Source organism: Roseobacter insulae, from assembly GCF_019375555.1.
In the GTDB taxonomy this organism is placed as follows: domain Bacteria; phylum Pseudomonadota; class Alphaproteobacteria; order Rhodobacterales; family Rhodobacteraceae; genus Roseobacter; species Roseobacter insulae.
Genome location: NZ_JAHXDN010000002.1, coordinates 529,333 through 553,464 on the forward strand (window position 1 = coordinate 529,333; position 24,132 = coordinate 553,464).

Sequence of the window (24,132 nt, forward strand, 5' to 3'; positions counted from 1 at the left end):
GGATAATGGACTTCGGATTCACAACAGCGGCCTATGTGGTCGCAGCCATCCTCTTCATCCTGTCGCTCGGGGGGCTCTCGGGACAGGAAAGCGCGAAACGTGCGGTCTGGTACGGTATCGTCGGCATGGCGCTTGCGGTGCTGGCCACCTTGATCGGCCCGGGGGCAGGGCTCTGGCCCGCGTCGATCATCCTGATCGGTCTGGGTGGCGCCATCGGCTACCAGCTGGCGATGCGCGTGCAGATGACCCAGATGCCGGAACTCGTTGCGGCGATGCACTCGCTTGTCGGTCTGGCCGCGGTTTTCGTGGGCTACATCGCGCATATTGAGCTGGGCCGGGTCATGGCCATGGACGAGGCGTCCGCCAAGGCGCTGGACGGCTTTGCAGCGCTGCTTGCCAAGAAGGACGCTGTCGAAGTGGCCATCCTTCGGGTGGAGCTGTTCCTTGGGGTGTTCATCGGGGCTGTCACCTTCACAGGTTCCGTCATCGCCTATGGAAAACTCGCGGGCAAAGTCGATAGCGCGGCCAAGAAACTGCCCGGCGGGCATATCCTGAACGCGGCGGCGGCGGGCCTGTCGCTGCTCTGCCTTGTCTGGTATTTCAACACGGGCGGCTTTTTCCCGCTGTTCGTGATGACGCTGGCGGCGCTTTTTATTGGCTATCACCTGATCATGGGGATCGGCGGCGCGGATATGCCGGTCGTCGTGTCGATGCTGAACAGCTATTCCGGCTGGGCGGCAGCGGCGATCGGCTTCTCCCTCGGCAATGACCTGCTGATCGTGGTGGGTGCGCTTGTCGGCTCGTCCGGTGCGATCCTCAGCTACATCATGTGCAAGGCGATGAACCGGTCGTTCATCAGCGTGATCCTGGGGGGCTTTGGCGGCCCTGCGGGCGAGCAGATGGCCGTGGAAGGTGAGCAGGTCGCGATCGAGGCCGAGGGCGTTGCAACAGCGCTGAATGAGGCCGACAGCGTCATCATCATACCCGGCTACGGCATGGCGGTGGCGCAGGCCCAGCAGGGCGTGGCCGAGCTGGTGCGCAAACTGCGCGCCAAGGGCAAGAACGTGCGCTTTGCGATCCATCCGGTGGCGGGGCGGTTGCCCGGCCATATGAACGTGCTGCTGGCCGAGGCCAAGGTACCCTATGACATCGTGATGGAGATGGACGAGATCAACGAGGACTTCCCGGAGACGGACGTGGCCATCGTGATCGGTTCCAATGACATCGTGAACCCGGCAGCCCAGGACGATCCGAACTCACCCATTGCCGGCATGCCGGTGCTGGAGTGCTGGAGGGCCAAGCAGGTTTTCGTGTCCAAACGCGGGCAGGGCACGGGCTATTCCGGGATCGAGAACCCGCTGTTCTTCAAGGAGAACACGCGCATGTTCTACGGCGATGCGAAGGCCAGCCTCGACAAGCTTTTGCCGATGATCGACTGAGCCGCGTCGGCGATGATCACTGCGCCTGAAAAGCTGGTCGCCCCGGGCGCGGTCGACCAGCTTTGGGCCGGTTCCGAACGTGCAAGGCCCGCAAGGTCCGTCTGGCAGTCCAGTGCGGGCTTGTCCACGATTGGCAGCCCGGGCGTCATTGGTGCGATGTCATTCACTGTGACCGGTCGATGAGTTCTGCAGGCCAAGTGTGTTGCCGCGACGAGCAATAGGTGATCGCAGGCGATAGACATTGGTGACCACTTCTGCCTCATTTTGCTCGGTATGCCAATGTGTACCGCTAACACAATGAATAAAAAGGATTTTTTCTTTACTTATGGTATGTGCGGCACTAAGTCCTTCTAAAGTCCCAGGAAGTTACTATGGCACCTATCACCGATCACCCCTTGCGGTACAAATTGGCAAACGAGCTGCATGCGCGCCCCTTCCCGTCGATGAGCGCGCCCTGTTCGGCTGTGTATATCGCCATCAAGCAACCGAATGATGCTGTCAGTCGCGACCGGTCCGGGGATCTGGTGCATCTGACCGCCTTGCTCGACCGGCATGGTGCGCCGCACCCGCAACCCGGCGCGACCCATTACTATGGTCAGATCGGGAAGCATTGGCTCAAGTGGGAACAGCACACCGAATTCGTCACCTACACCGCCTTTACGGACGGGCCGGTGAGACGGGCCTTCGATCCGGCGGAGTTCGATGTCTTTCCTGCCGACTGGCTCGATCAGGCGCCGGGGCAGCGCATCACCTCGGTCCTGTTGAACATCGTGCCGAAGCCGCGTGAGGCCGATGAGATCACCAGCAGGCTGGAGGACTGGTTCGTGTCCGAAAGCCTTGCGGTCTCGTCGGTGCTGGATGAAGCGGCGGTGGTGGCGGGGGATTTTCGTATCGATCTCAACGGGCATCTGCGGTTCGCAGTCTTTGCGGATGCGCAGACCGGCGCGCGGCGGATCGGGCGGATCGTGCAGCGGCTGTGTGAGATTGAGACCTACAAGACGATGTCGATGCTTGGTTTCGCGCGGGTAAGGGCGATGCAGCCGGGGCTGAACGAGCTCGACACGAAACTGACCGGCTTGATGGGCGCAATGAGCGACGAGAGCGCCTCTGCCGAGGAGACGCTGCATGATCTGCTGGCCATTTCGGCGGAGCTGGAAACGCTGTCGGCCCGCTCATCGTTCCGCTTCGGGGCGACGGGGGCTTATGAAGCGCTGGTCAATCAGCGGATCGAGGCCCTGCGCGAGGATCGGTTTCAGGGACGGCAGCATTTCGCGGAGTTCATGATGCGGCGCTACGCGCCCGCCATGCGCACGGTCAATTCCGCGGCCCGCCGGCTGGAGGCGATGTCGAGCCGCTCCATCCGCGCCTCGAACCTGCTGCGGACCCGGGTGGATGTGGAACGCTCGGCACAAAACCAGTCGTTGCTGGAGAGCATGGACCGGCGCTCGGATTTGCAATTGCGCCTGCAGCGGACGGTCGAAGGGCTGTCAGTGGTGGCGATCAGCTACTACGCGGTGTCGCTGGTGGGTTATCTGATGTACCCGCTGACGCAGGCGACAGGGCTGAGCAAGGGGATGTTGACGGCCCTTGCAACCCTCCCTGTCGTTCTGCTGGTCTGGGCGCTGGTCCGGCGCTTGCGGAAATCCGTGGAATAGGGCCGCCGGGACGACGCGCTTGCCGCTGTCGCGTCAAGACGCCCCGCCCACCGTCCCTTTTGTCAGCGCGGGCCTCTACCGTCCTCTGATCCTCGGATCGAGGGCGTCGCGCAGGCCGTCTCCAAGGTAGTTCACCGACAACACGGTCAGCGAGATCAGGATGCCGGGCAGCATGACCCGTTCCGGGAATTCCTCCATGCGCGGCACGGCATCGGACAGAAGCTTACCCCAGGTCGGGAAGTCAGAGGGGAAGCCGACCCCCAGAAAGCTGAGCGCGCTTTCGGTGATGATGGCCGTGGCCAGACCCAGCGTGGCGGAAACCATGATCGGCGAGACCACATTCGGCAACAGGTGCCGCCGGATGATGGCGAAGGGTTTGGTGCCGATTGACCGGGCCGCAAGGATGAACTCCCGCTCTTTCAGCGCGAGGATTTCGCCGCGGACGATGCGGGCCGTCTGCATCCACGAAGTGATGCCGATAACGCCGACGATCAGGATGAACATGCCGGTTTCCGGCCCGAAGTTGGCCCTGAGCGGTTGTCGGAAGAGGGTTACGGCCACCAGAAGAAGCGGCAGGATGGGCAGCGACAGGAACAGGTCCGTAAGCCGCATCAGCGGCCCGTCCAGCCGTTTGAAATAGCCCGCGGAGACGCCCACCGCGGTACCGATCAACAGCGCGAGGATCATCGCCGTCCATCCCACCGCCATGGAGGCTCGGCCGCCGGCGATGAGGGTGGCCAGAATGTCGCGACCGAGGTTGTCCGACCCCAGTGGCTTGGCCCAGCTGGTACGCGCGTCACCGTCCCAGAGCAGGGTATAAAGGGGGCGCATGTCCTTGTTGCGGATATCCAGCTTCTTGGGATCCACATCCCAGACCAGCGGGCCGATCAGCACTGCCAGCGTGATGAAGAGCAAAAACCCACCGCCGATCATCGCGCCCTTGTGTTTGCGGAACTGGTCCCAGACGTCTTTCCACTGGCTGCGCGGTTCTTTGGGCGGCTCCTTGTCCTTGAGCGCGCCGTAAAGTTCGATCTCGGAGGGGTCGGTGATCTGATCAGTCATAGCGGATCCTCGGATCGAGAATGCCGTAGAGCACGTCCGCGATCAGATTGAAGAGCACGATGAGGATGGCAAAGATGAACGTCAGGGTCATCACCATCGGCAGGTCATTGGCGAAAAGGGCGGTCAACAGCAGCTGCCCGATACCGTTCACCTTGAAGAGCGTCTCGGTGATGATGGCACCGCCGAAGATCGACGGAATGCCAAGCGCGATCACCGTGATGATCGGGATCATCGAGTTGCGCAGCACGTGAACCAGAACCACGGCGCTTTCCTTCAGGCCCTTGGCCCTGGCGGTGCGCACGTAGTCCTGGTTGAGATTGTCGAGCATGGAGGCACGCATAAAACGGCTGATCTGGGCTGTTGTCTGCAAGGCCAGCACCATCACCGGCATGATCATCTGTTGCAGCTGGACTTTGAAGCTTGCCCAGTCCGTCACCACATGGGTGGTGTCATAGATCGACGGGAACCAGCCAAGGTTGACCGAGAAGATCACGATCACCAGAACCCCGGAGAAAAACGGCGGCACCGAGAAGCCGATCATCGAGACGAAAGTGCCCGCCTGATCGAAAAGGGAGTATTGCTTGTAGGCAGAATAGATCCCGATCGGCAGGGCGATCAGGATGCCCACGATGTAGGACATGCCCACGACCCAGAGGGTTTGCGGCATGCGTTGCATCACGATGTCCATCACCGGCGACCGGGTCTGCCATGAGATCACCCGCAGCTTGCCTTCGGCAAAGGCGGTGTCGGGCAACCATCCCAGCAGCAGGCTTTCCCGCGTGGCCCAGTCGAGAAAGACCTGGGGTTCGATCCAGAAAAACTGCACCAGCCATTTCCAGTACTGGATATGAATGGGCGCGCCGAGGCCGAGGGCTTCGCGCATTTTCTGTTTGACTTCGGGGGGAACGGTCAGGGGCACCTGTGCCATCGGGTCACCCGGGGCCAGTTGCAAGAGCAGGAAGATCACAACGCTGATGAAAAGCAGCGTCGGGATCGACAGGACCAGCCGTCGGATGGTGTATGTCAGCATGTGCTACGCCTTTATGCGTTAGTCTTGTTATTGGTGGAAAAGAGGCAGGACCGGATCTGGCCAGAGATGCGAAAACCAAGCGGGGCGCGGAATGGTCCGCGCCCCGTTCGATATCACATCAGTTGCCGATCCGGTACCAGTCCGCCGCGTTCCACAGCTCGCTGTCCCATGTGTTGAGGATCACACCACCAAGCGTGTTGGAGTGTGCCGACACACGACCACGATCCACCAGCGGTACGATTGTCATCGTCTCGCGGGTGATGATGTCGTTCAGGCGTTTGGCAATCTCGCCGCGCTTGTCGAGCTCACCTGTCCGTGCCAACTCATCCAGCAACGCATCATACTCTTCGTTGCAGAAGCGGTTGATGTTCTCACCCTGCCACTGGCTCGCGGGCTTGGGCTCGTTGCCGCAACGATAGGCCGAGAGATAAGCCTGCGGGTCGGTGCCATCGAAGTTGTTGGCGTACATCTCCACGTCCGCGTAAAACTTCTGGAAGGTATCGGGCGAGCCCGGGTCACCGCCGAAGAACACGGAGGCATCGAGGTTGCGCAGTTCGGTTTCGACACCGATCTGGTTCCACCAGTCCTTGATCAGCGCCTGGAAGTCCTGGCGCACGGCGTTGGTGGATGTCTGGTACAGGATCGACAGTTTCACGCCGTCCTTGTCACGCACGCCGTCGCCATCGCTGTCGACCCAGCCGGCCTCATCCAGCAGCGCGTTGGCGCCATCAATGTCCTGCGTCAGGCACTCGGTGTTGTCGGAGGCATAAAGCGCCGGCGCGGGCACGAGGTTGCAGGTCGCACGACCCGCCTGACCGTAGCCGATCTCGACCAGCAGTTCACGGTCGATCGCCATGGAGAGCGCCTTGCGCACGCTGAAATCTGACAGGAACGGGTGCGGATGCGCAATGGTGGAGCGCTCCCCTTCGGGCAGATCCGGCGATGGGTTCGTCAGGTTCATTTCCAGACGTTCAACCAATGTGCCAAACGCGGAGACGGGAACGCCCTTGCCACCTTCTGCCATCTTGGCCAGAACGTCCGGTGCAAGTTGCAGGTTCCACGCGTAGTCGAATTCGCCGGTTTCCAGAACCGCACGCCCCGCGGCCGTGGCATCACCACCACCCTTGAAGGTCAGCGAAGCAAACGCGGGTTTGCCTTCGTGGCGGAAATTCTCGTTCGCCACCATCTGGATCACGTCGTTGGGACGGAAATCGGTAACCACGAACGGGCCTGTGCCGATCGGGTTGAAATTGGCTTCGGTGCACTCGGGCGCCTTGGCTCCGAGGCAATCTGCGAACTGTGCTTTTTGAATAATCGGGGACTGACCGCCCATGAAGGGGCCATAGGGGTTCGGTTTGGCATCAACGAACGTCACCTTGACCGTCAGGTCATCGATGATTTCAACGCTGTCGACGCCGTCAAATTTTGCCGCCTGGGCGCAGCCGCCTTCCGGGTGCATGCAGTATTCCGCCGTGAAGGCCACGTCGGCGGAGGTCACCGGGCTGCCGTCCGACCAGATCAGGCCCTCGGACAGTTTCCATGTGATGGATTTCAGGTCCGCGCTCACGCCGCCGTTTTCAACGGTGGGGATTTCGTCGACCAGATAGGGCACCAACGCGCCGTTTTCGTCATACCGGCCCAGCGGCTCGATCACCAGTGAGGCGGATTCGATGTCCTTGGTGCCACCGGACAGATAGGGGTTCAGGATCGACGGGGCCTGCCAGTAGATGATATTGACTTGACCGTCTCTTCCACGTTCGCCCTCATGGCCGTCCGCGAATGCGACGGGCGCCAAGGCTGTTGTCGCAATTGCTCCCATCAATAGGGTTTTAAGTTTCATTTCATACTCCATGTTGGACACTTTCGTGCCGTTGAGCGCCTCAATTCAAGTCTGGGCGCTATCTTGCTTGCCGAGAAAGGTGTGAGAACACTGGCCTAACGCTGCAAAAAGACGCAGTTTTTGAGCCGATCCCCCGGGTGCATGCGCCCATCGAAGCATCTTTTTCGGAAAAAGCAAGCCTTGATACAGGTCACCTTGAGGAAACTGTGCCGGTCGGGTTTGACACCACCGGCCGCTTGGCTTTAGCGTCTTTGAATAAGAACATCAGGGGCGGCGATGCTGGATCAAGAACAACAAACCGGTGCAGTGCATCCAATTGCGCAAATCAAGGGGCTGCGGGTTGAATTTCAAACCAAGGACGGGCCGGTGGTCGGGGTCGAGGATGTCTCGTTTGACATCAACCCGGGCGAGACGGTCTGCGTGGTGGGTGAAAGCGGGTCCGGCAAGTCGGTGTCCTCCCTGTCGCTGATGCGGCTGGTCGAATTCGGCGGCGGCGAGATTACCGGCGGGCAGCTCTGGTTCGACCGTCCGGATGCGGATGACGTCGATCTGGCGAAAACCGATCCGGAGAGCATGCGGGCGATCCGTGGCAACGAGATCGGGATGATCTTTCAGGAGCCGATGACGGCGCTGAACCCGGTTTTCACCGTGGGGCGGCAACTGACCGAGGGACTGCGCCTGCACAAGGATATGACGCGGGCCGAGGCGGAGGCCCGCGCGCTGGAACTGTTGCGTGAAGTGCGCATTCCCGAGCCGGAGCGTCGCCTGACGCAATATCCGCACGAGCTGTCCGGCGGGATGCGCCAGCGGGTAGTGATAGCCATGGCGCTTGCCTGCAAGCCGCGCCTGTTGATCGCAGATGAACCGACCACGGCGCTTGATGTGACCATTCAGGCGGAGATCCTGGCGCTGATGGACCGCCTCAAGCGCGAAACGGGCACCGCGGTGATGTTCATCACCCATGACATGGCCGTTGTCGCGCAGATGGCTGACCGGGTGGTGGTGATGTTCCGCGGCAACAAGGTCGAGGAAGGCCCGGTCGAGGAGATTTTCGAGAACCCGCAGCACGCCTACACCAAGGCCTTGCTGGCGGCGGTGCCCAAGCTTGGCGAGATGACCGGCAAACCGCTGCCCGAACCGATGAAGCTGCTCGGCACAAAGAATGACGAGATCAGGCCGATCCCGGGGACCGACGAGGTGCTGCTGACCGTTCGGAACCTGACCACGCGCTTCCCGGTCAAGGGCGGATTTTTCCGCCGGACGGTGGCCAATGTGCACGCGGTCGAAGACCTGTCGTTCACCATCAACAAGGGTCAGACGCTCAGCCTTGTAGGCGAAAGCGGCTGTGGCAAATCCACGGCAGGGCGGTCGATCCTGCGGCTGGTCGATCCGATGTCCGGCGAGGTCGATCTTGATGGCACCGATATCATGGCGCTGGATCACAATGCGCTGCGCGAAGCGCGCCTGGACATGCAAATGATCTTTCAGGACCCCTTCGCCTCGCTCAATCCGCAGATGCAGCTGAGCGATCAGGTGGCCGAGCCGATCCACAACTACGGCACCCTCAAGGGCGCCGCTATTCAGGACAGGGTGGCGATGCTGTTTGACCGGGTGGAATTGCCGCGCAGTTTCATGCGCCGCTTCCCGCATGAGCTTTCCGGCGGGCAACGCCAGCGGGTGGCCATCGCCCGGGCACTGGCGCTCAACCCGAAACTGATCATCGCAGACGAGGCCGTGTCGGCGCTGGATGTGTCGGTGCAGGCGCAGGTGTTGAACCTGATGATGGAATTGCAGGCGGAATTGGGTCTGTCCTTCCTGTTCATCAGCCACGATATGGCGGTGGTTGAACGTGTCAGCCATCATGTCGGCGTCATGTATCTGGGGCGCATCGTCGAGATGGGGCCGCGTGCGCGGGTGTTCGAGAACCCGCAGCACCCCTATACGCAGGCGCTGATGAAAGCGGTGCCCATTGCAGACCCGCGTCAGCGCAAGGATGAGAGGGATCTGAATTTCAAACCGATCCCGTCACCCATTCACCCGGTGGGTTACGTGCCCGAACCATCGCGTTACCGCGAAGTGGAAACCGGGCACCTCGTGCTTGAAACCGACAGCGGATACTGACCGGGAATGGCTGATCGCCTTGCACCGCTGGATATTCTGCGCCGCCTTGTCGCCTTTCCGACGGTGAGCCGCGACACCAATCTGCCGCTCATCGACTGGGTGGAAGACTACCTCGAAAGCCACGGTATCAGGGCCCATCGCTATACCGATCCCGACCAGCCCAAGGCGGCGCTGTTTGCGCATGTCGGCCCGTGGGAGGAAGGGGCGATAGTCCTGTCGGGCCACACCGATGTTGTGCCTGTGGATGGCCAGCCCTGGGACACGGATCCTTTCGACGTTGTGGAAAAGGACGGCAAGTATTTCGGCCGTGGCACCTGCGACATGAAAGGGTTTGACGCCCTGGCAATCTGGGCGCTGGTCGAGGCACATCACGCCGGGGTCAGACGTCCGCTTCAGATCGCCCTGAGCTTTGACGAGGAGGTGGGCTGTACCGGCGCGCCGCCCATGATCGAGGCGATGCAACCGGTGCTGCCGAAGGGATCGGCGGTCATCGTCGGCGAGCCCTCGTCGATGCGCGCGGTGTCCGGCCACAAGGGCGGCACCGGGTTTGACACGCATGTGCAGGGCTTCGAGGTGCACAGTTCGCTTCTCGACCGCGGCGTCAACGCCATCATGTATGGGGCCAAGCTCATCGAGTGGGCCAATGAGATGAACAGCGCCAATCAGGCCGATAGGTCAAGCGATCTGGCGGCGATGTTCGATCCGCCTTTCACCACGGTGCATGTCGGCATGATCGAAGGCGGCACCGCGCATAACATCACCGCCAAGGACTGCCGTTTCGCGATGGATTTCCGGGTTGTCCCCGGCGAGGACAAGACCGACTGGGAAAAACGCTACCGGGCGCGGGTGGCCGAAGTCGAGACGCTGATGCAGTCGGTTGTCCCCGACACAAGGATCGAGATTTCACCGCGTTTCGACGTTCCGGCGCTGAAGCCTGAAACCGATGGCGAGGCGGAGACCCTTGCGCGCATGCTGACCGGGGATAACGCCAGCCACGTGGTGAGCTATGGGACCGAAGCCGGGCAGTTCCAGCAGGCGGGATATTCCGCGGTGATCTGTGGCCCGGGTGATATCGCGCAGGCGCACCAACCCAATGAATTCATCTCGGTGGCTGAATTCGAGGCCGGGCAGACCTTCATGCAGAAACTCGTGACACGATTGGCCGAATGACTGCGCTCGCCAGATGGTGCCGGTCGGGCGCAGCTGGCGCCTGCGTCCTTGGCGCGATACCTGACTGACGTGCATGCTTTTCCAATTTCACTGTCGACGCCTGTGCGCTTTTCCGGACCGGTACCGGCAAAAGCCGATGTGGTGGTGATCGGCGGCGGTGTGATCGGGGTGTCAACCGCCCTGTTCCTGGCACGCGCAGGTCGAAGAACGGTTCTTCTTGAAAAGGGCCGCATTGCCGCCGAACAATCCGGCCGGAACTGGGGCTGGATCAGGCAGCAGGGCCGCGATCCTGATGAATTGCCGATCATGGTCGAAGCAAACCGCTTGTGGCGCGGGCTTTCGGCCGAGACACATCAGGACATCGGGTTGAGACAGGCCGGTGTCACCTATCTGGCAGCCTCCGGGGCGCAGATGGCGCGATACGCGGCGTGGGCTCCGATTGCGCGGGAACAGGGGGTCGACACGCGTCTGATGAGCGCGGCGGAAACCGCGGCGCTGCTTCCCGGGGCGGCACGGCGCTATACCGGCGCGCTTCACACCGCTTCGGACATGAAAGCGGAGCCGTGGCAGGCGGTGCCCGCGCTGGCAGAGATCGCGGCCCGCGAAGGCGCCACCCTCGTTGAGAACTGCGCGGTTCGGTCGCTGGATGTGGCCGCGGGCCGGGTCGCGGGCGTGGTTACTGAACAAGGTCGGATCAGCGCGCCCGAAGTTGTGCTGGCGGGGGGCGCGTGGTCAACCCTCTTGTTGCGCCATCACGGCATCGACCTGCCACAGCTTTCGGTACGCGCCACCGTGGCGGCCACAACTCCCCTGCCTGCGGTGGCTGACGGCGGCGTTGCGGACGAAACATTGGCGTTTCGCCACCGGGCGGACGGCGGCTACACGCTCGCGCCCGGCGGATTTCACGAGCTTTTTGTGGGCTGGGACGCGGTGCGCGCGCTGCCGAAGTTCCTCACCCAGTTGCGCGCGCATCCCTTTGGCACAAGGTTCTACCCGGCAGCACCGCGCGGTTATCCCGATGCCTGGACAACGCCGCGCCGGTGGTCACCGGATGCGCAAAGCCCCTTTGAAAGGATGCGAATCCTTGATCCGCGCCCCAATAAAAGGCGCGCCAGCCGGCTCAAACGCCAGTTTGCCGGCCGGTTCCCTGAATTGCCGTCATTTGAGCTGTCACAGGTCTGGGCGGGCATGATCGACACGATGCCCGACCTTGTTCCGGTGGTCGATAGGGTTGCGGCCCTTCCCGGCCTGACCCTTGGCACGGGCATGAGCGGACATGGCTTTGGCATCGGGCCTGCCATTGGGCGCATTCTGGCGGACCTTGCGCAGCACAACGATCCCGGTCATGACCTGTTGCGGTTTCGCCTGTCGCGGTTTACCGATGGCAGTGCGATGCGCCTTGGACCAGCCCTGTGATGCGCTGTCGCGAAATAGACCTCGGATCAGGTTGAAGCCGCGGCAGGGAGGTTTAAGATAACATCAAGCGGTCAGAATCATGCCCGTATTTCCGTGCCGAGCAGGCACCAACGTCCAAAAGCCTGATGCAAAGCGGTTGGCTGCCATGGCAGTTCAGGACCCGCACGATGTCAGTGACACTTCAAGGAGAGATCCCGAATGCCCGTCAAAAACCGTTTTGCCGAATTGCATGACGAAATCACTGCATGGCGACGTGATTTGCATGAACATCCCGAATTGCTGTTTGACACGCATCGCACATCCGCGCTGGTGGCCGAGAAACTGGCAGCCTTCGGTTGTGACGAGGTTGTCACGGGCATCGGTCGCACCGGCGTGGTCGGCGTGATCAAGGGCAAAACCGACCAGTCAGGCAAGGTGATCGGCCTGCGCGCCGACATGGACGCGCTGCCCATCCAGGAACAGACCGGAGTCGACTACGCGTCCAAGACGCCCGGTGCGATGCATGCCTGTGGCCATGACGGGCACACCGCGATGCTTCTGGGGGCGGCCAAATACCTGGCCGAGACGCGCAACTTCGATGGCACCGCTGTCGTGATCTTTCAGCCTGCCGAAGAAGGCGGCGGCGGCGGGCGCGAGATGTGCAATGACGGGATGATGGAACGCTTTGGCATTCAGGAAGTCTACGGCATGCACAACTGGCCGGGGCGTCCGCTGGGCAGCTTTGCAATCCGACCCGGTGCATTTTTCGCCGCCACGGACATCTTCGAGATCGAGGTCGAAGGCGTCGGCGGGCATGCCGCGAAACCGCATGAGACGGTGGATACCACAGTTGTCGCCAGCCATATCGTCGTTGCCGCGCAGACCATTGCGAGCCGGAATGCCGACCCGGTAGACCAGATCGTCGTCTCCGTCACCGCCTTCGAGACGTCGTCAAAGGCGTTCAACGTGATCCCGCAGCGGGTGATGCTGAAAGGCACGGTGCGGACAATGTCCGACGAAATGCGCGACCTTGCAGAGACGCGACTGAAAGCGGTGGCGACGGGGATTGCGGCAAGCTTCGGCGCCGAGGCTCGCGTCGATTACACGCGAAATTACCCGGTGATGGTCAACCACGGCGAACAGACTGAATTTGCGGCGAAAGTTGCAGAGAAAGTCGCGGGTGCCTGTGAAGAAGCGCCGCTGGTCATGGGGGGCGAAGACTTTGCCTTCATGCTGGAAGAGCGCCCCGGAGCCTATATTCTGGTAGGGAACGGGCCGGGAGCAGCTGTGCATCACCCGGAGTACAACTTCAACGACGATGCAATTCCGGCCGGGTGCAGCTGGTGGGCTGAAATCGTCGAACAGCGCTTGCCCGCCGCGCCCTAGCTGCCCAGCAAGCGGCGATAGACACTGACGATGGCCGCAGCTTCCTGTTCCAGCCGGAAGCTTCCTTCGGCACGTGCGCGCGCGGCTTTTGACATCGCTCTGAGCGCTGAGGGGTCATGCAGAAGGCGCGTAACGGCATCCGCAATAGCACGCGCGTCCTCGATTTCCACCAGATGGCCGGTTTCGCCCTCCACGATCAGTTCCTCGAATGCGCCGACCTTTGTCGCGACGGCAGGGGCGCCGCAGGCCATGGCTTCGAGCGGCGTCAGGCCAAAACCCTCCCAGCGTTGCGGGGCAACGTAGAGATCCAGAGCCTGAAAGTGGCGGGCCAGATCTTCGATCGGCACTTCGTCGCGAAAGAGAATGCGATCTGATAAACTGGCCTCCGCCACATCCTTTTTGAGTTGCTTTAGGAAATCCTGATGTTCTGCCGTGGCACGGCCCATGATCAGCGCCCTGGCCGTTGGATGGGTGGCAAAGACCTCGATCATGGCGGCCACGAAGAGGTCATTGCCTTTTTGGTGGCGGATGCGGCCGAAGCACCCGATCAGCGGACCGTCCGTCGGCAGGTTCAACGCGGCCCGCAAAGCGGCGCGGTCGTCGACAGGTTGGAATTGCGTGCAATCCACGCCGTGGCGGATCACTTGCGCCTCGCGTTCGAGGTAACTCGCCGACTTGGAGGAGGTCGCGATGACCGCGTCCATCTGCCGGATCAGCCAGCGCGTGAACCCGGTGTGACGACGCTGGGCGGCAGAGGTGAACAACAGTTTCAACCGCTTGCCAGCAAGGTATTTCAATGCCAAGCCGGCGACCATTTCAACATTGCGACGGGCGTGCCAGACACGGGCGCCGGACGGACCGCTGCGTGGCAGAAGAAGCAGCCTGCGCGGGGGCAGGTTGGGCACCTCGGGCGGCAGGTCGGGGGCGCAGGATGTGATGGCAATCTGCCGCGCTTGCAGCGGCACCAGCCGGATCACCGTTGAGGTGACCCCGGAATGGCGCTTTTTGAAATTGGGGGCGATCACCTCGATCTCTCGCAAGGGGGGGACCGGTGCGGCAGGGGGTGTCAAAGGGTTTCGTCCTCCAGCTTGAGCATACGGATCAGGCGGGTTGCGATGCTGCTGAGTTGATCTGATTTGCCCTGAACGTAATCGCGCGCTGCCTGTTTCGCGGCGTCACGTTGGCTGCTGTCTTCCAAAAGCATTCCGACCGCTTCTGCAAGCGCCTCTGCATCCGGTGTGATGCGCGCCGCACCGGTTTCAGTCATATCCGCAAAAGTTTCGGCAAAATTCATCACATGCGGGCCGGAAAGCACCGCCGCATCGGCCTGCACGACCTCAAAGGGGTTATGACCGCCGATCGGGAAAAGAGAGCCGCCGAGAAATACGATGTCCGACAAGGCATACCAGTTGCCCAGTTCTCCCAGGGTGTCGGCAAGGTAGACCGCTTCACCTTTCTTGGGCTGCTCCCCGCGGGAGCGAATGGCGCAGCTGAAGCCGCCGCTGTTGACGATCCCCGCCACCTCAGAACTACGATCGGGGTGCCGTGGCACGAGGATCAGCAGCAGTTCCGGATGTGCCTCCAGCAGCTTTTTGTGAGCGTCAAGCACGATGGTTTCTTCGCCCTTGTGGGTTGAGGCCGCGACCCAGACCGGGCGATCCCTGATCGCGACCCGCGCCGGCGCCAGCACCGACGGATCGGAGGGCAGGGGTGCGGACATGGATTTCAGGTTGATACCACGTGCCACACGGCCCGCAGGGGCATGCATGTTGACCATGGCCTGCGCCATGTCGTCGTTCTGGGTCAGGATCAGGTCGAAGACGTCGAAAACATACGCGGCAAGCGCCGGTTTTTTTGCCCAGGCCGCGCGGGACTTGGCGCTGAGCCGGGCGTTCACCAAGGCCATCGCAGCGCCGGTTGCCCGGGTCATGCGCAGCATCTGCGGCCAAAGTTCGCTTTCAACGAATATCGCTGCCGCCGGGCGCCAGTGGTGCAAAAACCGGGACACCGGTCCGGCTGCATCCAATGGCGCGAACTGGTGTACCGTGCGGGGCGGCAGCCGGTCAGCCACCAGCCTGGCGGACGTCGGCGTGCCGGAGGTGATCAGGAACTGCGCCCGCGGCAGCATTTCGCCCATCCGGGTGATCAGTGCAAGAACGGAGAGGCTTTCGCCGACAGAGGCCGCGTGAAACCAGATCAGCTTGCCGCCGCCCGATCTTGGCTGGCTGGCATGGCCCAGCTTTTCATGGGCGCGCAGCACCGGCACACCCTGCCTGCGCAGTTTACGGGTTTCGGACCAGGCGGCAAAGGGAATGAGCAGCGATGTGGCGGCAACATAGACACGAAAGAGCAGCGGCGCGCGCATGGGCAAGATCAGCCGCCTGTATGGCTCATATGGCGGGGCATCTGGCCGTCAAGCCGCTGGCGCGAATAGTCGAAATCATGGCCCTTGGGCTTCCGGGCAATCGCGGCGCGGATGGCGTCTTGCAGTGGCGCGTTGTCATCCGGATGCGCCCGCAGCGGGGCGCGTAGGTCGGCGGCGTCTTCCTGGCCGAGGCACATGAATATTTCGCCGGTGCAGGTCAGCCGTACACGGTTGCAGCTTTCGCAGAAGTTATGGCTCAGCGGCGTGATGAATCCGATCTTCTGCCCGGTTTCCTCCAGCCGCACGTAGCGGGCAGGCCCCCCCGTGCGTTCGGCCAGATCGGTGACGGTATAATGCTCGGCGTAGCGGGCACGCACATCCTTCAGCGACCAGTATTGTCCCAGACGATCCTCGTTGCCGATATCGCCCATGGGCATGACCTCGATCCATGTCAGGTCGATATCGCGCTCTGCGCACCACTGTGTGATGAAGGGCAGCTCTTCCTCGTTGAAGTCCTTCAGCGCCACGGCATTCAGCTTCACCCGCATTCCGGCGGCCTGAGCGGCATCGATTCCGCGCAGCACCTGGGGCAACCGGCCCCAGCGCGTGATCTCGGCGAATTTTTTCTCGTCCAGCGTATCGAGCGACACATTCACCCGGCGTACCCCGGCGGCGTAAAGATCCTTGGCAAAACGCTCCAGCTGGCTGCCATTGGTCGTCAGGGTCAGCTCTTTCAGCGCGCCGCTGTCGAGGTGGCGCGTCATGCCGTCGAAAAAGGTCATGATACCCTTGCGCACCAGAGGTTCGCCCCCGGTGATGCGCAGCTTTTCGACACCCAGCCCGATGAAGGTGGAACACATGCGGTCCAATTCCTCCAGCGTCAGCAGTTCTTTCTTGGGCAGAAAGGTCATGTTCTCCGACATGCAATAGACACAGCGGAAATCGCACCGGTCTGTCACGGAAACCCTCAGGTACGTGATGGCGCGCGCGAACGGATCAATCAGAGGTGCTGTCATGGCACCATAGGTAATGCGCCCGTCGGAGCGCAGCAAGGGGTTAACGGCATTGATGACGAATGGCGTCTGTGCTTTAGACAGGTCATGATAGATATTTGGTCTCCGTCATCCCTTGTGCTGGCATGTGCGTTGGCGGTTTCGGGCTGCGCGGAGCTGGGACAGCTGGCGCCCTCTCTCGCGCCGTTACCCGAGGTGCCGGAGGGCGCGGGGGCCGGGGCCATTCCAACCAAGGCAACCAACACTGCCGACGTGCTGGATCAGACCACCGCCGCGGAACGTTCGGTGGCGGCTGCTGCCGGATCGGCCGGACCCGCGCTGGGACAGACAGTCGTGTCCCTGGGAAGCCCGACAGAGCCGGGGTTCTGGCTGAAAACGCCGCTTGTGGCCGAGCAAACGCCGGGGAAAGTGCGCAATCCCGCCACCGGGAAATCCGTTGCGGTCACGCTTATTCCGATTGCGGGACCACAGACCGCCGGCAGTCGTCTGTCGCTTGCCGCGATGCGGGTGCTGGAGGTCCGATTGACCGATCTCGTGACCGTCGACGTCAGCCTTTAATGATCGTCCGATGTGGTGACGAAGGTTGGCGCGCCGTCGATTGTGTGCTGGTTGCGGGTTTCCCAGTAAGTCTTGATTTCGGCGGGCGATTTGTTCTGCGTCCACTTCGCGAGAACATCCCGGTCACCTTCATAAGCCATGAACGGCACCGCGTAACCGCAGCTGGTTTGCACAAGTTCCAGTGACATGTCGTAAATCTGTCTGGCGCCATGAGAGGGCGGGAAGTGGGAATTCAGCGCGTCGAATCCTTCGTCGCGGGGATGCAGCGTGCGCGCGCTGCCGTAGGTGCGCAGGATCATCGGCTTGGCCTCAAAGCCGCACCACATCAACGTCATGCGGTTGGACTGCGCGAGGTGACCGGCGGTTTCGTTGCCCGACCCGGTCATATTGCGCCACACGATCCGGTTAGGCCCCATCACGCGCAGGGACTCCATGCCCTTGGGCGAAATATTCACGCGGCCTTCGGGGGCGGCGGATCCCACGAAAAAAATGTGCTGTGCTTCGATGAACTTGGTCAGCGCGTCACTCAGGCAGTCAAACTGGGTGGCCATATCTCACTCCACTGTCACGGATTTTGCCAGATTGCGTGGTTGATCGACGTCCGTGCCCTTGGCCACGGCGGTATGATAGGCCAGCAGCTGCGCCGGGATCGCGTAGAGGATGGGCGTTACTGCATCAGGCACCGTTGGCAGTTCGATGGTGGCAAATGCGCCGTCACCCGCCTCGGCCAGTCCCTGCTTGTCAGATACGAGAATGACCCGGCCCTTGCGCGCCATGACTTCCTGCATATTGCTCACCGTCTTGTCGAAGAGCGCGTCGCGCGGTGCCATGACCACCACGGGTACCGTCTTGTCAACAAGCGCGATGGGGCCATGCTTCAGTTCACCCGATGCATAAGCTTCTGCGTGTATATAACTGATTTCCTTTAATTTAAGCGCGCCCTCATGTGCGAGGGGGTACATCAGGCCGCGCCCGAGAAACAGCACGTCGCGCGCCTCGGCCAGTTTCAGCGCGGCCTTCTGCATCTCCTGATTGGCTTCCAGGGCCGTGCTCAGCACGCTGGGAAGGCTGCGCAGGGCGCTGACGTGATCGGCCAGTGTTGCCGCGTCCATCTCGCCCCTGTCGCAGGCCGCCTTGAGCGCGAGGATGAACAGAACGCTGAGTTGACAGGTGAACGCCTTGGTTGAGGCGACGCCAACCTCGACACCGGCATGGATCGGCAGCACCAGATCGCTTTCCCGCGCAATCGAGCTTTCGGGCACATTCACCACCGAGACGATGCGGTCAGCCCTGCCGTTGCAGTAGCGCAGGGCAGCCAGAGTGTCTGCAGTCTCCCCCGACTGGCTGACAAAAAGCGCCGTCGTCCGGGCCGGAACCGGTGGCTCCCGGTAGCGGAATTCGGAGGCGACATCGACGTCGACGGGCAGGCGCGCGATCTGCTCGAACCAGTATTTGGCGGTGAGACAGGCATAATAGGCGGTGCCGCAGGCCACCATCGTCAACCTGTCAACCGAGGTGAAATCAAGCCCAGGTTCCGGCAGGCTGATCTCGCCTTCGGCACTCAGATAGTGTCCAAGGGCTTCGGCAATCACCGTGGGTTGTTCGGCAATTTCCTTGGCCATGAAATGCTTGTGGCCTGCCTTGTCGATGCGCGTGGCGCCGACCTGAACCGTCTTGATCGCGCGATTGGCAAGCGCACCGTGGGTGTCGCGGACTTCGAGGGATGTGCGCGTGACCACCGCGCGGTCTCCTTCCTCAAGGTAGCTGATGCGATCGGTCAGCGGGGCCAGCGCAATCGCGTCCGAGCCTACGAACATTTCGCCCTCTCCATGACCGATCGCCAGGGGCGACCCCTTGCGCGCCGCGACGATCAGATCGTCTTCGCCGGAGAACAGGAAGGCGAGGGCGAAGGCCCCCTGCAGGCGATCCAGCGCCTTGTTGGCGGCTTCCACCGGGGTCGCCCCCTGGGCGATGTAGTATTCTGTCAGCAAGGCAACGGTTTCGGTGTCGGTCTGGGTGACGAATTCGATCCCCTTGTCGGCGAGTTCGGCGCGCAGCTCGCGAAAGTTTTCGATGATCCCGTTGTGCACAACAGCAACGCGGCCTGCCTGATGCGGGTGCGCGTTGGTGACCGTGGGGGCACCATGCGTCGCCCAGCGAGTGTGACCGATACCGGATTTTCCGGCCAGCGGCTCATGCACCAGCAGGTCTGACAGGTTAACCAGTTTGCCGACCGCGCGCCGTCGGTCCAGCACCCCGGCATTGACCGTCGCGATACCGGCGCTGTCGTAACCGCGGTATTCCAGCCGTTTGAGAGCCTCGACAAGAATGGGCGCCGCCTCGTGGCTGCCCAGAACCCCTACAATTCCACACATATCAGCTGCCTCTTTGCAGTTTGGCTTTTTTTGCCTTTAGAATTTGCATCAGCTTTGCAGCCATGCCGGGTTTTTCGACCTGCGGCGCCCGCGCGATGGCCAGCGCGTCCGCATCCACATCCGAGGTGATGACAGAGCCGCTGCCCGTCATCGCGCCATCGCCGACATGAACCGGTGCCACCAGCATCGTGTTGGAGCCGATAAAGACGTTGTCGCCGATCTCCGTGCGATGTTTCATCACGCCGTCATAGTTGCAGGTGATCGTGCCCGCGCCCACGTTCGTCTGTTGGCCCAGCGTTGCATCGCCAATGTAGCTCAGGTGGTTGATCTTGGTGCCTTCGCCGATCAGCGCGTTCTTGATTTCGACGAAATTCCCGACGCGGGTCTTCTCGCTCAGCTCGGTGCCGGGGCGCAATCGCGCGTAGGGGCCCACGATCGCTCCGCGTGCCACGTGACAGCCTTCAAGATGCGAAAACGCTCTGATCGTCGCGCCGGATTCAACGGTGACGCCCGGGCCGAAAACCACGTTCGGTTCGATCACGGCGTCGCGGCCAATCACGGTGTCGAAGGCAAAATGCACCGTTTCGGGTGATGTGAGCGTCACGCCATCAGCAAAGGCTTCGGCGCGGGCGCGGCTCTGAAAGAGCGTCTCGGCATCGGCCAGATCCTGACGGGAATCGACGCCCAGAGTTTCACTTTCCGGGCATTTGACCGCCGTCACCGAGAGCCCGCGTGCATTCGCCAATGCAACGACGTCCGTCAGGTAGTACTCGCCAGACGCGTTGTCGTTGCCGATCTCGGCGATCAGGTCGAACAGTGTTTCCTTGTCACATGCCATCAGCCCGCTGTTGGTGAACCGGATCGCGCGTTCGTCTTTGGTGGCGTCCTTGTATTCGACGATCCGCGTCAACCGGTCGCCCTCCATGATCAGGCGGCCGTAGCGGGGTTGCAGTTCGGCGATGTCAAAGCCCAGCACTACCACGTCGTGGTCGGCGCGCGCCGCCAGCATCCGCGCCAGCGTACCGCTCTGAAGGAAGGGGGTATCGCCATAGAGGACGACAACATCCCCGTCAAACCCCTGCAAAGCGGCCTGCGCCTGATCAACCGCATGGGCGGTTCCCAGTTGTTCGTCCTGAATGACTACCTGCGCGGTGGGGTTATGGCCCAGTGCCGCTGCGCGCACCTGCTCGGCCCCGTGGCCCGCCACAACCACCGTGCGTTCTGGGGCAAGGTTGCCGACCGCCTGCATGGCATGAACCAGAAGCGGCGCGCCCGCGAGCGGGTGCAGGACCTTCGGCAGGTCCGAGTTCATCCGGGTGCCTTTGCCCGCGGCAAGGATGACCAAAGCGATATTCATGGTGTTTCTCTTTGTGTTCTGCTTCGGCCCTGTTTATCCGTCTGGCGGGGCGGTGCAAGCACTGCGCAGATCAAAGAAGGTTGCGGCTTGCAACATCTTATGGCGATGTTTCGCCCACAGATCAGACCGGGGAGCAGGTATGAAAACGGTTATTTTCGATCTCGACGGGACGCTGGCCGACACCAGCGGCGACCTGATCGCGGCGGCGAATTACTGTTTTCGCGACATGGGTGCCGGGGATGTTCTGGACCCGGCGCAGGACGCGGGGACCGCGTTGCGCGGCGGCCGCGCGATGCTCACCCTGGGGATGGGTCGGCTGGGTCGCGCGCAGGAACTGGCCACGATAGACCGCTATTATCCCGTGCTTCTGGAAGCTTACGGCGCGTCCATTGACGTGCATACCCAGCTCTACCCGCGCGCGATGGAGGCGGTCGACCGGTTGAAAACCAATGGATACGGCGTGGGCATCTGCACCAACAAGCCGGAAGCGCTGGCAGACACCCTGTTGCAGCGCCTGGGTGTACGCAACGCCTTTGCCGCGTTGATCGGTGCGGATACCCTGCCTGTCCGCAAACCTGATCCGGAACCGCTTTACGAGACGGCGCGACGCGCGGGCGGCGACCCGATGAAATGCGTTCTGATCGGGGATTCCGACACCGACAGAAACACCGCGCGCGCCGCAAATGTGCCCTGCATACTGGTGACCTTCGGACCTGCGGGCGGGGATATGGCCGCACTTCAGCCCGAAGCGCTGTTGCAGGATTACGCCGATCTTCCCGATCTTGTGGACCGCTTGCTGGCTTGACCAAGATGCGTTGTCCGCCCACAGTCCCAGTCGTGAGAGGGCGCATATGACAGAGATTTTCAAAGGTAGTTTCACCCAACAGGAACCGATCCCGGAAGCAGGTATTGACGCTGCCTTGGCCGTGCTGCGCCATGGCCGGTTGCACCGGTACAACACAATCGCGGAAGAGATTTCCGAAACAGCCCTTCTGGAACAGGAATTTGCAGCCTCTGTCGGTGCCAAGTACTGCCTTGCGGTGGCCTCGGGCGGGTACGCGATGGCCACGGCCCTGCGCGCGGTCGGAGTCAAACCGGGCGATCCGGTGCTGTCCAACGCCTTCACACTGGCGCCCGTGCCCGGGGCCATTGCCGCCGTCGGGGGCAGGCCGGTTTTTGTCGGCGTCACGGAAGCGCTGACGATAGACCTGGACGATCTGGCGCAAAAGGCGGATGCCGCAAAGGTGCTGCTGCTCAGCCACATGCGGGGACATATCTGCGACATGGACCGGCTGATGCAGATCTGTGACGCGGCAGGCATCACGGTGATCGAAGACTGCGCGCATACGATGGGGGCGGCGTGGAACGAAGTCCCTTCCGGCCGGCACGGCGCTGTCGGGTGCTATTCCTGCCAGACATATAAACACGTCAATTCGGGCGAAGGTGGGTTTTTGGTCACCGACGCTGCCGAGATCGCAGCACGCGCGGTGATCCTGTCGGGGTCATACATGCTCTTTGAACGCCACCTGGCAGCGCCCCCGAAAGAGGCGTTTGAGCAAATTCGCTATGAGACCCCGAACATTTCCGGTCGGATGGACAATCTGCGCGCGGCCATCCTGCGCCCGCAGGTGGCCGATCTTGCCACGCAATGCGCCCGCTGGAACGAGCGCTATTCTTGTCTGGAACAGGGGCTGCGCGATACGCCGGGCCTGACCGTGATCGACCGCCCGGAGCAGGAGACGATTGTCGGCTCGTCCATCCAGTTTCTCCTGCTGGACTGGCCCGCAAGGGATGTGCGTGACGTCGTGGCGCGCTGTGCCGCGCGCGGGGTCGAACTCAAGTGGTTTGGCGGGGCGAAGCCCGTGGGCTTTACCAGCCGCTATGACAGCTGGCGGTATGCGGATACACCCGCAATGCCCGACACCGACCGGGTGCTTGCGGGCATCGTTGACATGCGTGTGCCGCTGACCTTCTCGCTGCAGGATTGCGCCTTGATCGCGCGGATCATCCGGGCCGAGGTCAGTGCTGTCTTTCAGGATCAGTCGACCGCCGCCGAATGACACTGTCGAGGTTTCTCCTGGCAGGGGGCGCTTGAGCCGATCCTCTGCGGTTCGCCGTTTGAAAGCTTGACCGAGGGACAGGGCTATGTCATTTTTGAACATGCGTTCAATAAAATCCGAGGGGAGTGCTGCGCGATGTTTATGGCAACCATGGCTTTCGATCTGGGCGAAGACGTAAACGCATTGCGCGACATGGTGCACCGGTGGGCGCAGGATCGCGTGAAACCGATGGCAGCCGAGATCGACGCGAAAAACACCTTTCCGCCGGAGCTTTGGCCGGAGATGGGCGAGCTGGGGTTGCTGGGCATCACGGTCCCGGAAGAGTTCGGGGGCGCCGGCATGTCGTATCTCGCCCATACCGTGGCCATTGAGGAGATCGCCCGCGCGAGCGCATCCGTGTCCCTGTCCTACGGGGCGCATTCGAACCTGTGCGTCAATCAGATCAAGCTCAACGGGACGGATGAGCAAAAGCAGAAATACCTGCCCGGTCTTATTTCGGGTGCGCACGTCGGTGCATTGGCAATGTCAGAGGCGGGGGCAGGCTCCGACGTCGTCTCGATGAAGCTGCGCGCCGAGAAGCGCAACGACCATTACCGCCTGAATGGCACGAAATACTGGATCACCAACGGGCCGGATGCGGACACGCTGGTTGTCTATGCCAAGACCGACCCCGACGCGGGCAGCAAGGGCATCACCGCCTTTCTGATCGAAAAGGAGATGACCGGTTTCTCGACCTCCCCCCATTTGGACAAGCTGGGCATGCGCGGCTCCAACACTGCAGAGCTGATATTCGAGGACGTTGAAGTCCCGTTCGAGAATGTTTTGGGCGAAGAAGGCAAGGGGGTGCGGGTGCTGATGTCCGGCCTCGATTACGAACGCGTCGTGCTGGCCGGGATCGGCACCGGCATCATGGCCGCCTGTCTCGACGCGATCATGCCGTACCTGAGCGAGCGCAAGCAGTTCGGCCAGCCGATCGGGAGTTTTCAGCTGATGCAGGGCAAGATCGCCGATATGTACACCGCGATGAATTCAGCGCGCGCCTATGTGTACGAAGTGGCCAAGGCCTGCGACCGCGGGGATGTGACCCGGCAGGACGCCGCGGCCTGTTGCCTCTACGCCTCCGAGGAGGCGATGAAACAGGCGCATCAGGCGGTGCAGGCGATGGGCGGGGCGGGGTTTCTTAACGACAGTCCCGTGGCGCGGATTTTCCGCGATGCCAAGCTGATGGAGATCGGTGCCGGCACGTCGGAAATCCGGCGCATGCTTGTGGGGCGCGAAATGATGACAGCGATGAGCTGACCCGATG

20 protein-coding genes are annotated in these 24,132 nt (G+C 62.0%); 10 read left to right on the forward strand and 10 right to left on the reverse strand.

Annotated features, from left to right (window positions below; translation table 11 throughout):
• Window positions 1-5: 5 nt before the first annotated feature.
• Window positions 6-1,439, forward strand: coding sequence for an NAD(P)(+) transhydrogenase (Re/Si-specific) subunit beta (locus KX928_RS08745; protein ID WP_219501101.1), 1,434 nt, complete (start codon window positions 6-8; stop codon window positions 1,437-1,439).
• Here KX928_RS08745 and KX928_RS08750 read toward each other — a convergent pair.
• Entirely contained in the window at window positions 1,388-1,588 is a 201-nt protein-coding gene (locus KX928_RS08750; RefSeq protein ID WP_219501105.1) for a hypothetical protein, read from the reverse strand. The genes KX928_RS08745 and KX928_RS08750 overlap by 52 nt on opposite strands.
• A 222-nt stretch (window positions 1,589-1,810) precedes the next feature.
• Here KX928_RS08750 and KX928_RS08755 point away from each other — a divergent pair, with 222 nt between their 5' ends.
• Window positions 1,811-3,094 (forward strand): DUF3422 family protein, encoded by a 1,284-nt coding sequence (locus tag KX928_RS08755; protein ID WP_219501109.1) that lies wholly within the window; start codon window positions 1,811-1,813, stop codon window positions 3,092-3,094.
• Between the two features lie 75 nt (window positions 3,095-3,169).
• On the opposite strand, the gene KX928_RS08760 is transcribed toward KX928_RS08755, so the two are convergent.
• From KX928_RS08760 to KX928_RS08770, 3 genes are all read right to left on the reverse strand, one after another.
• A complete protein-coding gene (locus tag KX928_RS08760) occupies window positions 3,170-4,156 on the reverse strand; it encodes an ABC transporter permease (protein WP_219501112.1) in 987 nt (328 codons plus the stop codon).
• Window positions 4,149-5,186, reverse strand: coding sequence for an ABC transporter permease (locus tag KX928_RS08765; RefSeq protein ID WP_219501115.1), 1,038 nt, complete (start codon window positions 5,184-5,186; stop codon window positions 4,149-4,151). The genes KX928_RS08760 and KX928_RS08765 overlap by 8 nt, the downstream gene beginning before the upstream one ends.
• A gap of 118 nt (window positions 5,187-5,304) precedes the next feature.
• Entirely contained in the window at window positions 5,305-7,026 is a 1,722-nt protein-coding gene (locus KX928_RS08770; RefSeq protein ID WP_219501118.1) for a peptide ABC transporter substrate-binding protein, read from the reverse strand.
• Window positions 7,027-7,302: 276 nt separating this feature from the next.
• Here KX928_RS08770 and KX928_RS08775 point away from each other — a divergent pair, with 276 nt between their 5' ends.
• The 4 genes from KX928_RS08775 to KX928_RS08790 all read left to right on the forward strand — a co-directional run bounded on the left by KX928_RS08775 (window position 7,303) and on the right by KX928_RS08790 (window position 13,098).
• Window positions 7,303-9,147 carry an ABC transporter ATP-binding protein gene (locus KX928_RS08775; protein ID WP_219501121.1) on the forward strand — a complete coding sequence of 615 codons (1,845 nt, stop codon included), beginning with the start codon at window positions 7,303-7,305 and terminating at the stop codon, window positions 9,145-9,147.
• Window positions 9,148-9,153: 6 nt separating this feature from the next.
• Window positions 9,154-10,317 (forward strand): acetylornithine deacetylase, encoded by a 1,164-nt coding sequence (gene argE, locus KX928_RS08780; protein ID WP_219501124.1) that lies wholly within the window; start codon window positions 9,154-9,156, stop codon window positions 10,315-10,317.
• Window positions 10,318-10,386: 69 nt separating this feature from the next.
• A complete protein-coding gene (locus tag KX928_RS08785) occupies window positions 10,387-11,733 on the forward strand; it encodes an NAD(P)/FAD-dependent oxidoreductase (protein ID WP_219502099.1) in 1,347 nt (448 codons plus the stop codon).
• A 198-nt stretch (window positions 11,734-11,931) separates the two neighbouring features.
• Window positions 11,932-13,098 carry a M20 aminoacylase family protein gene (locus tag KX928_RS08790; RefSeq protein ID WP_219501127.1) on the forward strand — a complete coding sequence of 389 codons (1,167 nt, stop codon included), beginning with the start codon at window positions 11,932-11,934 and terminating at the stop codon, window positions 13,096-13,098.
• Here KX928_RS08790 and KX928_RS08795 read toward each other — a convergent pair.
• The 3 genes from KX928_RS08795 to moaA are packed head-to-tail and all read right to left on the reverse strand — an operon-like array spanning window position 13,095 to window position 16,479.
• Window positions 13,095-14,168 (reverse strand): glycosyltransferase family 4 protein, encoded by a 1,074-nt coding sequence (locus KX928_RS08795; RefSeq protein WP_219501131.1) that lies wholly within the window; start codon window positions 14,166-14,168, stop codon window positions 13,095-13,097. The two genes, KX928_RS08790 and KX928_RS08795, sit on opposite strands and share 4 nt — an antisense overlap.
• Window positions 14,165-15,463: a 3-deoxy-D-manno-octulosonic acid transferase gene (locus KX928_RS08800; RefSeq protein WP_219501133.1), complete on the reverse strand. Its 1,299-nt coding sequence runs from the start codon at window positions 15,461-15,463 to the stop codon at window positions 14,165-14,167. Before KX928_RS08800 ends, KX928_RS08795 begins: the two co-directional genes overlap by 4 nt.
• An 8-nt stretch (window positions 15,464-15,471) precedes the next feature.
• On the reverse strand, window positions 15,472-16,479 hold the full coding sequence (gene moaA / locus KX928_RS08805; RefSeq protein ID WP_219501135.1) for a GTP 3',8-cyclase MoaA: 1,008 nt from the start codon (window positions 16,477-16,479) through the stop codon (window positions 15,472-15,474).
• An 84-nt stretch (window positions 16,480-16,563) separates the two neighbouring features.
• Between moaA and KX928_RS08810 the strand changes: the two genes are divergently transcribed.
• Window positions 16,564-17,034 (forward strand): hypothetical protein, encoded by a 471-nt coding sequence (locus tag KX928_RS08810; protein WP_219501138.1) that lies wholly within the window; start codon window positions 16,564-16,566, stop codon window positions 17,032-17,034.
• On the opposite strand, the gene KX928_RS08815 is transcribed toward KX928_RS08810, so the two are convergent.
• Genes KX928_RS08815 through glmU form a run of 3 tightly spaced genes read right to left on the reverse strand, consistent with a single transcriptional unit; the run spans window position 17,031 to window position 20,766 of the window.
• Window positions 17,031-17,585: a pyridoxamine 5'-phosphate oxidase family protein gene (locus KX928_RS08815; protein WP_219501140.1), complete on the reverse strand. Its 555-nt coding sequence runs from the start codon at window positions 17,583-17,585 to the stop codon at window positions 17,031-17,033. The two genes, KX928_RS08810 and KX928_RS08815, sit on opposite strands and share 4 nt — an antisense overlap.
• A 3-nt stretch (window positions 17,586-17,588) precedes the next feature.
• Window positions 17,589-19,409, reverse strand: a complete 1,821-nt coding sequence (glmS, locus tag KX928_RS08820; protein WP_219501143.1) for a glutamine--fructose-6-phosphate transaminase (isomerizing) — start codon at window positions 19,407-19,409, stop codon at window positions 17,589-17,591.
• Window position 19,410: 1 nt separating this feature from the next.
• Complete coding sequence (gene glmU / locus KX928_RS08825; protein WP_219501145.1) at window positions 19,411-20,766, reverse strand: bifunctional UDP-N-acetylglucosamine diphosphorylase/glucosamine-1-phosphate N-acetyltransferase GlmU; 1,356 nt, start codon at window positions 20,764-20,766, stop codon at window positions 19,411-19,413.
• 139 nt (window positions 20,767-20,905) lie between these two features.
• Between glmU and KX928_RS08830 the strand changes: the two genes are divergently transcribed.
• The 3 genes from KX928_RS08830 to KX928_RS08840 all read left to right on the forward strand — a co-directional run bounded on the left by KX928_RS08830 (window position 20,906) and on the right by KX928_RS08840 (window position 24,125).
• Window positions 20,906-21,571 (forward strand): HAD-IA family hydrolase, encoded by a 666-nt coding sequence (locus tag KX928_RS08830; protein ID WP_219501147.1) that lies wholly within the window; start codon window positions 20,906-20,908, stop codon window positions 21,569-21,571.
• Between the two features lie 46 nt (window positions 21,572-21,617).
• Complete coding sequence (locus KX928_RS08835; protein WP_219501149.1) at window positions 21,618-22,826, forward strand: DegT/DnrJ/EryC1/StrS family aminotransferase; 1,209 nt, start codon at window positions 21,618-21,620, stop codon at window positions 22,824-22,826.
• 135 nt (window positions 22,827-22,961) lie between these two features.
• Window positions 22,962-24,125: an isovaleryl-CoA dehydrogenase gene (locus KX928_RS08840; RefSeq protein WP_219501151.1), complete on the forward strand. Its 1,164-nt coding sequence runs from the start codon at window positions 22,962-22,964 to the stop codon at window positions 24,123-24,125.
• Window positions 24,126-24,132: the final 7 nt, after the last annotated feature.

What these genes read in the sequence shown, in the direction of transcription:
- KX928_RS08835 (WP_219501149.1), top strand. Translation starts at nt 21,618, where the DNA reads ATGACAGAGATTTTCAAAGGTAGTTTCACCCAACAGGAACCGATCCCG.
- moaA (WP_219501135.1), bottom strand. Translation starts at nt 16,479, where the DNA reads ATGACAGCACCTCTGATTGATCCGTTCGCGCGCGCCATCACGTACCTG.
- KX928_RS08840 (WP_219501151.1), top strand. Translation starts at nt 22,962, where the DNA reads ATGTTTATGGCAACCATGGCTTTCGATCTGGGCGAAGACGTAAACGCA.
- glmU (WP_219501145.1), bottom strand. Translation starts at nt 20,766, where the DNA reads ATGAATATCGCTTTGGTCATCCTTGCCGCGGGCAAAGGCACCCGGATG.
- KX928_RS08800 (WP_219501133.1), bottom strand. Translation starts at nt 15,463, where the DNA reads ATGCGCGCGCCGCTGCTCTTTCGTGTCTATGTTGCCGCCACATCGCTG.
- KX928_RS08790 (WP_219501127.1), top strand. Translation starts at nt 11,932, where the DNA reads ATGCCCGTCAAAAACCGTTTTGCCGAATTGCATGACGAAATCACTGCA.
- KX928_RS08830 (WP_219501147.1), top strand. Translation starts at nt 20,906, where the DNA reads ATGAAAACGGTTATTTTCGATCTCGACGGGACGCTGGCCGACACCAGC.
- glmS (WP_219501143.1), bottom strand. Translation starts at nt 19,409, where the DNA reads ATGTGTGGAATTGTAGGGGTTCTGGGCAGCCACGAGGCGGCGCCCATT.
- KX928_RS08810 (WP_219501138.1), top strand. Translation starts at nt 16,564, where the DNA reads ATGATAGATATTTGGTCTCCGTCATCCCTTGTGCTGGCATGTGCGTTG.
- KX928_RS08765 (WP_219501115.1), bottom strand. Translation starts at nt 5,186, where the DNA reads ATGCTGACATACACCATCCGACGGCTGGTCCTGTCGATCCCGACGCTG.
- KX928_RS08775 (WP_219501121.1), top strand. Translation starts at nt 7,303, where the DNA reads ATGCTGGATCAAGAACAACAAACCGGTGCAGTGCATCCAATTGCGCAA.
- KX928_RS08815 (WP_219501140.1), bottom strand. Translation starts at nt 17,585, where the DNA reads ATGGCCACCCAGTTTGACTGCCTGAGTGACGCGCTGACCAAGTTCATC.
- argE (WP_219501124.1), top strand. Translation starts at nt 9,154, where the DNA reads ATGGCTGATCGCCTTGCACCGCTGGATATTCTGCGCCGCCTTGTCGCC.
- KX928_RS08770 (WP_219501118.1), bottom strand. Translation starts at nt 7,026, where the DNA reads ATGAAACTTAAAACCCTATTGATGGGAGCAATTGCGACAACAGCCTTG.
- KX928_RS08745 (WP_219501101.1), top strand. Translation starts at nt 6, where the DNA reads ATGGACTTCGGATTCACAACAGCGGCCTATGTGGTCGCAGCCATCCTC.
- KX928_RS08760 (WP_219501112.1), bottom strand. Translation starts at nt 4,156, where the DNA reads ATGACTGATCAGATCACCGACCCCTCCGAGATCGAACTTTACGGCGCG.
- KX928_RS08755 (WP_219501109.1), top strand. Translation starts at nt 1,811, where the DNA reads ATGGCACCTATCACCGATCACCCCTTGCGGTACAAATTGGCAAACGAG.
- KX928_RS08750 (WP_219501105.1), bottom strand. Translation starts at nt 1,588, where the DNA reads ATGACGCCCGGGCTGCCAATCGTGGACAAGCCCGCACTGGACTGCCAG.